1 protein-coding gene is annotated in these 540 nt (G+C 56.7%); it reads right to left on the bottom strand.

The genetic code is table 11. The features are described 5' to 3' along the window. Nucleotides 1-359: 359 nt before the first annotated feature. On the bottom strand, nucleotides 360-540 hold a 181-nt coding region (locus tag ACOCD2_RS25740), incomplete at its 5' end, for a restriction endonuclease subunit S (RefSeq protein ID WP_293715964.1).

A 540-nucleotide genomic window follows, 5' to 3' on the forward strand; every position in this document is an offset into this window, starting at 1 on the left:
CCGGGGTGGTTTTTTGGCAGGTCAGCAGCGTCCCGTGAGGCAGGGTGACAAACGAAGCACGGTCTGACGGCGGCGCGCCATGATGGATGGCCTGCCGGAATCCTCGCAAAAAGCAGGGGATATCGGCGTGTCCGCCGACCAATATAACCTTTGTTGTGTATCGCCATTATCGTTTTATGCAACACAAGGCAGTTTGTCGTCCCCTGGCGATACACAAGGACGTTCATGGCGCCTCCCTGCCCTCCGCGATATTGATCATCCTCGGGATGCTCAGAATGGCTGGCCTGCGTTACCTGCGGCAACAGAGCCTTGCCGTCCAGATCAGAGCGAAGGAGACTGTTCGGCACAGAAGGTTGCATCTATGCCACATCCTGCGGGAAAAGCTGCTGCATCAGGCCTTTCTTGAGGTTCTTGAGGGCGTCGAGCTTGTGCGACTCCAGCCCGATCACCTCATCAAGGGAGGAGAGGCAGTGGGCGATTTTTTGTTGTTCCTTGGGATAGGGAGGAACCGCAAGCTTCAGCTTTTCGAGTTGCGTCGTG

Source organism: Thiolapillus sp., from assembly GCF_048562965.1.
Lineage (GTDB): Bacteria > Pseudomonadota > Gammaproteobacteria > Chromatiales > Chromatiaceae > Thiolapillus > Thiolapillus brandeum_A.